The sequence below is a fragment of the Bacilli bacterium genome (assembly GCA_036381315.1).
Classification (GTDB): domain Bacteria; phylum Bacillota; class Bacilli; order Paenibacillales; family KCTC-25726; genus DASVDB01.
This window is the reverse complement of sequence record DASVDB010000097.1, coordinates 1-8397: the sequence shown is the minus strand read 5'-3', so window position 1 is coordinate 8397 and position 8397 is coordinate 1. Positions and strand designations below refer to the sequence as shown.

7 protein-coding genes are annotated in these 8397 nt (G+C 53.6%); 2 read left to right on the top strand and 5 right to left on the bottom strand.

Annotated elements, in window-relative coordinates; genetic code table 11:
• Positions 1-95 precede the first annotated feature (95 nt).
• Positions 96-1931, top strand: a complete 1836-nt coding sequence (locus tag VF260_07330; protein HEX7056995.1) for a cation:proton antiporter — start codon at positions 96-98, stop codon at positions 1929-1931.
• A gap of 11 nt (positions 1932-1942) precedes the next feature.
• Here the strand turns inward: VF260_07330 and VF260_07325 are convergent, their stop codons facing one another.
• Genes VF260_07325 through VF260_07310 form a run of 4 tightly spaced genes read right to left on the bottom strand, consistent with a single transcriptional unit; the run spans position 1943 to position 5172 of the window.
• Positions 1943-2221 carry a CGCGG family rSAM-modified RiPP protein gene (locus VF260_07325; GenBank protein HEX7056994.1) on the bottom strand — a complete coding sequence of 93 codons (279 nt, stop codon included), beginning with the start codon at positions 2219-2221 and terminating at the stop codon, positions 1943-1945.
• Positions 2218-3156 (bottom strand): GNAT family N-acetyltransferase, encoded by a 939-nt coding sequence (locus VF260_07320; GenBank protein HEX7056993.1) that lies wholly within the window; start codon positions 3154-3156, stop codon positions 2218-2220. Before VF260_07320 ends, VF260_07325 begins: the two co-directional genes overlap by 4 nt.
• A 1-nt stretch (position 3157) precedes the next feature.
• On the bottom strand, positions 3158-3592 hold the full coding sequence (locus VF260_07315) for a universal stress protein (GenBank protein HEX7056992.1): 435 nt from the start codon (positions 3590-3592) through the stop codon (positions 3158-3160).
• A 59-nt stretch (positions 3593-3651) separates the two neighbouring features.
• Positions 3652-5172, bottom strand: coding sequence for an NAD(P)H-hydrate dehydratase (locus VF260_07310; protein ID HEX7056991.1), 1521 nt, complete (start codon positions 5170-5172; stop codon positions 3652-3654).
• A gap of 97 nt (positions 5173-5269) precedes the next feature.
• On the opposite strand from VF260_07310, the gene VF260_07305 reads away from it, so the two are divergent.
• Positions 5270-6460, top strand: coding sequence for an MFS transporter (locus tag VF260_07305; protein ID HEX7056990.1), 1191 nt, complete (start codon positions 5270-5272; stop codon positions 6458-6460).
• Here the strand turns inward: VF260_07305 and ytvI are convergent.
• Positions 6427-7527 carry a sporulation integral membrane protein YtvI gene (gene ytvI, locus VF260_07300; protein ID HEX7056989.1) on the bottom strand — a complete coding sequence of 367 codons (1101 nt, stop codon included), beginning with the start codon at positions 7525-7527 and terminating at the stop codon, positions 6427-6429. The two genes, VF260_07305 and ytvI, sit on opposite strands and share 34 nt — an antisense overlap.
• Positions 7528-8397: the final 870 nt, after the last annotated feature.

Genomic DNA, 8397 nt, shown 5'->3' with positions numbered 1-8397 from the left:
GAAGCCCCCGCCCGTCGGCTTTGCGGCAAATATTGCGCTTTCCGAGGTGAAAAAGGTATAATGTAAAGCACCTTCGGAAAGCGAGGTTATGCGAGATGGAAAGCTCTGTGGAATCCCTCACTTCCCTGATGATTGTAGTTACGTTGGCGTTTTTGGCGCCGGTATTGTTGTACAAGCTGCGCATTCGCGCCGTTCCCGTAGTCGTGGCGGAAATTATCGTCGGACTGATGATCGGGAAAAGCGGGTTCAATTTCGTGGCAGCCGATAAATGGCTGGATATGGTATCGTTGCTCGGATTTATTTTCCTCATGTTTTTAAGCGGCGTAGAAATCGATTTTTCCAATTTCGTTCCCCGGCGGGAGCCGAAGCACAGGCGAAAGGAGTTCAATCCGCCCCTCGTTGCCGCCGGCGTTTTCGCCTGTATGTTGATCCTGGCTTATCCGCTTGCCTACACGTTAAAAATGATGCATCTTGCCGACGAGCCTTTTCTCATGATGCTGATTATTGCCACCATTTCCCTTGGCGTTGTCGTCCCCGTGTTGAAGGAAAAAAGGCTGACGGAAACCAATCTCGGCCAGACGCTTTTGCTGATCACCGTCCTATCCGATTTTGTCACCATGATTTTGCTGGCAGTATTTGTCGGCGCCCGCTCGCAGCAATCCAACAAGATGCTCCTTTTGCTGTTATTCTTCGTTGTCGTGTTTGCCGCTTATTTTGTTATCAGACGCATCGCCCGCGGCAAGCTGTTTGCCATTTTGGCGCAAAGTACGGTGCAGATCGGCACAAGAGCGACGTTCGCGCTCATTTTGCTGCTCGTCGTGTTGTCCGACCAGATGGGCGCGGACAGCATTTTGGGGGCGTTTTTGGCTGGTGTGATCGTGGCGCTTTTGTCGCCGAAAAAGGAATTTGTCCGCCAGCTTGATTCGTTCGGCTACGGATTCCTGATTCCGATTTTCTTTGTGATGGTCGGCGTCAATATGGAACTTTGGTCGCTGTTTACCGATTGGAAAATGATCGCGCTGATTCTGATTTTGCTTGTCTTTATTTTTATTTCCAAATTCATCCCGGCGCTTGTGTTGCGCAAATGGTTCAGTTGGAGAGAAGTGATCGGCGCGGGCGTGCTGCTGTCCACGGAACTTAGCCTGGTAATTGCCGCGGCGACGATTGCGCAAAAGATGGGGATTATCGATCAGGACATGTATGGTGCGCTTATTTTGGTGGCGGTTATCAGCAGCCTGATTTTTCCCGTGTTGTTCAGCCGCATTTTTCCGGCGCAGGCGCAGCGAAAAGAAGTGATTTCCATCGTCGGGGCCAATCATGTGTCGCTGCCCGTCGCCGCGGAGCTGGGCAAGGAAGGCTACGAGGTGCGGTTGTTCACCGCGCATGCCGCCGATGAGGCGGCTGCCAATGAAGGCAGCAGATTGTACAAGATTGAGCGAGTGGCCAATCTGCTCCCGGAAACGTTGAACGAATATGGCGCGTTTGCTGCGGACGGCGCCGTGTTTGCGACCATGGAAGATGCCGTGAATTTGCAGTTGGCGAATTTCGCGGAAAACGCCGGCGTCAAAAATGCCGTGGTTCGCGTCGAGAATCCGCAGCTGCATGAGCGGCTGCAGCGGGAAGGCGTCCGGGTGTTCTCCACACTTTACGCTTCGCGCACGCTGTTGAAGGCCATGATCGAAAACCCGAGCACCGTCAAGTTAATCGCTAATGGCGATGACACGATCAGGGAAGTGCAGATGAACAATCCGGCTTTTCACAAATCGCGCTTGCGGGATCTGCCTATTTTGGGCGGGGTTTTGGTATTGCGCATTTTTCGGGGAGAAAGCTTTATTGTTCCGCACGGCAATTCCGATATTCAGTTGGGGGACCGGCTGCTTGTGAGCGGCGATCCCGAAAGCATCCAGTCATTGCGCGATGAATTGGAATAACGGAAACATCATTACCGGTAAACCCTTGTGACAAAACCGCCGCAGCCGCATTCATCGATAAAGCGGATTTCCGCGAAATGGATGGATTGGCCTTTAAGCCTTTGCTCCAACTCGGCGATCAGCCAATCCCGCGGATCGCCGCATCCGCCGGGAGTGACGAGGTTCACAAAATATCCGGGCGCCGTCTGGGCGACTGCCGCAACCGCCTCATCGAGCAGCCGCTCCGGTTCATTCGCATAGTCTTCGTCTTCCAGGTTTACCGACCAGTCATTTGTCTTCCATACTGTCATTGCCATTCTCCTTTGGAAAGTTTGGCTTCCAGCCATTGTTTCAGCACGACCGCCTGATTGTGCCGTTCATCTTTCGCGCCGTACACCAATGTCACCGGTCCTTGCGCCGCAAGCCGCAAAAGCTTTTCGCACAATTGCTTGCGCGCCGGGTCGGTTTCCAGTTCGTGCACATATTTTTGCCGGAATTCGTCAAACCGCTCAGGGATATGCCCAAACCATTCCCGCAGCTCGCCGCTTGGCGCGATTTCTTTCATCCATTCGGCAATCTGCGCTTTTTGTTTGGAAACGCCCCGCGGCCAAAGGCGATCCACCAAAATGCGCAAACCGTCGTTTGCCGCGGGTTCGTCGTATATGCGTTTGATCGCAACGTTCATTTTAAACACTTCCATATAGTAGTCTTCCGCAATCATTGCGTATTGGTTATGATCTTCCCAGATTCCGTTGATTTGGATAAGCTTCCTGGCCACTCCTTCAAATTGAAAGCCCGCCTTCTTCAACACGCGGTTCGAAGCCGGGTTGCGCGGCATGGCTGAGGCTTGCACGCGATGCAGCTTCGCCCTTGTGAAGGCGAATTTCAAAACAAGTTTGACCGCTTCCGTGGCAAAGCCCTTGCCATTGTGTTCCTCGCTGATAAAGTACCCGAGGTCCGCGGTCTGTACCGGTCCCCTGACAATGTTGGTAAGCGCGATCCTGCCAATCAGTTGTTTGGTTTCGCGGAGAAAAACGCCGAACAGAAAGGCCCGGTCCGATTGCATATCGTTCAGATTGCGCATAATTTGCCGCTGTTGTTCTTCCAGCGTAAAAAAGCTTGGGTCGCGGCGCGGTTCGAACGGCTGCAAAAATTCCTTGTTTTTGCACCGCATTTCATACAGCGCCTGGCTGTCCTCAAAGGTTAGAAAACGAATGTAGATATTTTTGGCAAAAAATTCGGCCAATTTATTTTACCACCAATACCGGGATGTCGGACAATTGCACCACATGATGGCTGACGCTGCCCAGCATCAGCTTTTTCAAACCGCTTAACCCGCGGCTGCCGATTACAATCAGTTGGCTGCCGGCCCGTTTGGCATATTGGACGATCTCGGCGGCGGGATTTCCCTCCAGCATTGTGACGCGATGGGAAACGTCCAGCGATTGCAAAATTTTTTCCGCTCTTTTCACGACCGCTTCCGCTTCTTCATAGATCGCTTCCTTCATGCCGGGCGTTGTGGTCATATACGCTTGGCCTAACACCACGTTGGGAAATTTTAAAACATGCACAACCTCCAGCTTGCATTCGGGAAAGTCTTTGGCGTAATCCGCTGCATGGCGCAGCGCCTTTTCGCTCAAAACCGAGCCGTCATAGGCGACAAGAATGTTGGACAGTTTCACGGCGACCAACTCCTTTATCGGATTTAACTTTATTATACCACGCCGATGGCAAAGGGAGATCACAGATTTTCCACAATATCGCCGGCAATCAGGGAGTAGGAAAACGCCCGCGTCGCCAAAGCCCGATCGCCCGCCGCACCGTGCAGATAGACACCGGCAACCGCCGCTTGCGTGGCTGAATAGCCTTGCGCAAGCAGTGAGCCGATCACTCCGGAGAGCACATCCCCGGCGCCGGCGGTGGCCATGCCGGGATTGCCGGTCGTGTTGACATACACCGAGCCGTCCGGAGCGGTGGTGACGGTACGGGCTCCTTTCAGCACGATCGTTATGCCGTGTTCCCGGGCGTATTTTTTCGCGCATTCGATTCTGTCTTGCTGCACTTCGGCAGTTGTTTTTCCGGTCAGTCTGGCCATTTCCCCGGGATGCGGCGTGAGAATAACGGGCGCGCTTCGCTTCGGCCATTCCGTAAATTGTTTTGCGTCCGCCAATATGTTGAGCGCGTCGGCATCAAGCACGAGCGGAATGCCGGTTTCTTCCCAAATCCGCTTTAGCCAGTCGACATCTTGCGCAAACCGTCCGAGTCCGGGGCCGACGACGAGCGCGTTTTTCCGCGGGACTAACGCCAAAATCGTTTCCAGCGAGTCGTAAGACCATTGCCCCAAGCCGTTATCGGGGAGAGGGACCGTCATCACTTCGGGTATGCTTCCGGCGGCGCGGTCGGCAACCCGCTGCGGGGTGAGCCAGGTAACCAGCCCGCTGCCCGCCCGCAAGGCGGCTTTTGCGCACAATTGCCCGGCTCCGCTCATCGTGCCGGAACCGGCGGCGATCAGCACATGCCCGTATGTCCCTTTATGCGTGTCCGGCAGCCTCGGCCAATCCGGGCGGATTGCCAGCCGCTCTTTAAGAATGGTTTCGGTCGCCAAAAATACGGAAATACCGTGCTCCTCCGCCAAATGTGCGGGGATTCCGATCGGCGCCACGATCACTTCACCCGCGGCCGCCTTGCCCGGATAAACCGCCAGGCCTCTTTTCATAAAGGCAAACGTTACGGTGTGCCGGGCTGAAATGCATGGAGTGAAAGTTTGCCCCGTATCCGCATCCAGACCGCTTGGAATATCGACCGCGACGATCGGCAACCCGCTGGCGTTCGCCTCTTCGATCATCGCCGCGTATTGCTTGCGCGGCGCTCCTTTGCTGCCGGTGCCCAGCAGCGCGTCAACCACGCCATTATAGCTGCGCCAATCGGTTTGGCCCGCGGCAAATGTCGACATGCCCAGCGGAAAATGCGCCGCAATCCGGATTTGTTCGGCGATGTCGCCGGTTAATGCGCCGGGGTCTGCGGCAAACAGGACGTCGGCATGAAAGCCGCGTTCCAGCAAATGGCGCGCCGCAACCAGACCGTCACCGCCGTTATTGCCTTTGCCCGCGAGAATCAGCCATCTCCCTGTCGCGTAACGGTCGGCAATGTGATCGGCAACGGCTTTTCCGGCAAGTTCCATCAGCGTATGGCCGGGTATGCCGATCCTGTCGATGGTGTGCCGGTCAAGCCGGCGCATTTCTTCGGCCGTAACCAGATACATGATGTCCCTCCAAAAAGCCTTTATTTATACAGGATCCGATGCTATAATGAACTGCATGCTCCAACTATATCACAAAACGCAAAAAGTAAGGATTCGTATGAAAAAATTCGGTCCGATCAACCAAATTAAAATATTCACCTTTACCTATTATGGGTCGATTTTGCTGTTAAACGGCTTTTTGCCGTTGTATTTGCAATTTCGCGGTTTTGACATGGCGCAAATCGGCATCCTGATGTCAATCGGCCCGTTTATATCGGTCATCGCGAACCCGTTCTGGGGATTTGTCAGCGACCGGTATCAGAACACGCGCAGTTTGATCATGTTCATGATGGCGGCGGATTTGGCGATCATGACGGCGGTCATGTTCTCCAACGGATTTATGATGGCAGCGGCCATTCTGGTCGTTTTTTATTTTTTTCAGACGGCGCTCTCCCCGTTAAATACGAGTCTGATTTTGCAGGTGATTGACGGAACCGGCGTGAAATTCGGCAATATCCGGTTGTGGGGATCGCTCGGTTACGCCGTGCTGGCGATCACTTCCGGGCCGATTATGCAGTATGTCGGAATCGGCAATTTCGGCTGGGTGTTTATCGTATTTATGTTTGTTGCTATACTGCTTTCTACCGGGCTTCCCCAACGCGGCGCGGCATCCCCGGGGAAATTGATGCTGCGGGATTTTTCCAAAGTGATCGGCAACGGGGCGTTTGTTTCCCTGCTTTTCTTAAGCACGCTGGTCTTTATTCCGTACGCGATGAACAGCGCGTTTTTGTCAATCTTTATAGAGCGGCTGGGCGGCTCTGAGGTGAGTGTCGGCGCCGCTCTGTTCAGCTCCGCGATACTGGAAGTGCCGGTATTTTTGCTGCTTGACCGGTATATGCCGCAAACCATCAAAGCAATGCTTCTGCTGATCGCTTTGGCGACCTTTTTATTTGCGCTGCGATGGCTGCTCATGAGCATGGCCGCAAGCCCGGCCATGGTAATCGCCATTCAGTTTTCTCACAGCGTCACGTTCGGGGTTTACTTTTACGCCGCCACATTGCTGTGCGAGCAGTTGGTGCCGAAATCGTACCGGGCGACAGGACAGTCGTTATACGCACTTGCCACCGGGGGAATTTCCGGCCTGATCGCCGGATATGTGGGCGGGCTGCTGTTTCAATACAGCGGTCCCCGGTTCATGTACCTGGTCGGGTCGTTCATGGCATTGGTCGGCTTGACCGGTTATATTTTGCTGTGGCTTGTCTTGCGGAAAAAAATTCACAGCGACTCCTTTTCGTCGTATTCTTCTTGAGGAAGTCTGATCCACCGTTGCAAATACCCCTGCTCGTACAGCGCCTTGAGCAAAATAATGAGCACCGGGCTTAAAATCAGTCCCGCAACTCCGAAAATGGATAAGGAAATGACCATAAACGACAGCATGGTAAATGCCGACACGCCGAGCGTATCGCCGGTAATTTTCGGCTCCAGAATTTGTCGCGTGCCCAAAACGACGGCAAGCAGCACACACAGCCAGATGGCAAGCTGCAGGTCGCCCGTAATAAACAGGTAGATGATCCACGGAATGAACAGCGTGGATACGCCGAGCAACGGCAAAATATCGAAAAACGCCGCAAACAGCGAGATGGCGAACGCGTTATTCACCCTAAGCAGCAACAGCCCCGCGAACACCAAGGCAAACGTAATGCTGATCAATTTCAACTGCGCTTTTACATAGCCGCCTAATCCCAACAGCACGTTTTCCCGCAAAAAGTGAAAAGCCAGCTTAAACGTCCGCGGAGTTTTGGCACGCGCGCGCTTTTTCCAATTCTCGATTTCCACGCTCAAGAAATAGGCCAGCACGATCGCGATCGTAAAATTGATGATAAACGTGGAAAATGACGTCAACGCGGAAACAAGCCCTTTTAGCGCGTCTTTGGCGAGATTTGCCGCATTGCCGGCAATTGTGCCGCCGTAGTCTTTTGCTTTTTCGGTAATGTCGGGCGGCAGGGCGTTGATTTTGCGCTGCAAATAGTCGGCTTGCCGCGTGATTTCGCTGTCCAGCGTTTCTATGTAGTGGGGAACTTTTTCCGTCAGATCGGAAATTTGCCTGACGAAAATCGTGCCGGCGGCGGTGATGGCTCCCAGTATAAGGATGATGAACAACAGCATGGACACGGCGGAGGCGATCGATTTTTTGAATTTGTGCTTATGCAAAAAACGCGCGAACGGCTCGATGATGGCGTAAATGACAAATGCCAGCAAAATCGGCGCGGCAATTTTGTAAATGTAGCTAAAAACGAGCATCGTCAAATAGACGGTCAGCGCCAGGAGGCCGATGTCGAACGCCGTTCGCCAGTATTTCTTATAAAAACTGATCATGGCACACCCCGTTTGGTTGGCAGAATCCAATTTCATCCACTTAATATATTTTACCCGATTGGGGACGCTTACGAAACAGGCGATTTGGCCTCCATGCGTCAGGTCTAAGCCTACCGCCTTTAGGCGGTCCGCCAGCCGGCTTGCAGCGCTTGCACTTTGCGAATGTTAAGCCTCACCGCACACCGCTAACGTTAAACCTTCCTGCACACCGCGAACGTTCCTGCCCCTGCACACCGCACCCGCCCAGCGCGATAGTTCCTGCCCCTGCACACCGCTCATTGCATGCCGCTAACGTTAGGTCTCCCAGCCCAACGCGAACGTTAAGCCCCCTTGCACAACAAACCCGTCCAGCGCTAAAAGGGTGGATTGCCTTCCCGCCCAGCGCTAACGGACGCAGCAGAGGCTATTTGCCGAAAAAAGGCCGGGCAAAAATTCTAACGGACGCTTGAGCGGCTATTCGCCTTATTTTTGCCTGAATACCGCACAAAGTGCTTAAATAAGCGCACCTACGTCCGTTAAACTTAAAAACCGGGCGTAAAATCCAAAATAGCCTCTGTCACGTCCGTTAGAGTCGGAAAGCGCCCTACCATGTCCGTTAGACCGTAAAGTATCCCCTATAACGGCAAAAGTGCCGGTATAGCACCCCGCGCGGAGCGAAGCGCCCCCTATAACGGCAAAAGTGCCGGTATAGCGCGCCATGCAGACCTTCCTTTCCTTCCCCGACCAAGTTCCAGTATGAAAAACCGCCGCTGGTCCGTTTTGTGCCAAAGCCATCCGGTCTACAATAAAGACAACGAAAGGCGGTGACGGTAAACATGAAAGGCAAAAACCTGCTCGCCATCCTTATTATCGGCCTGGGCGTCCTCATTT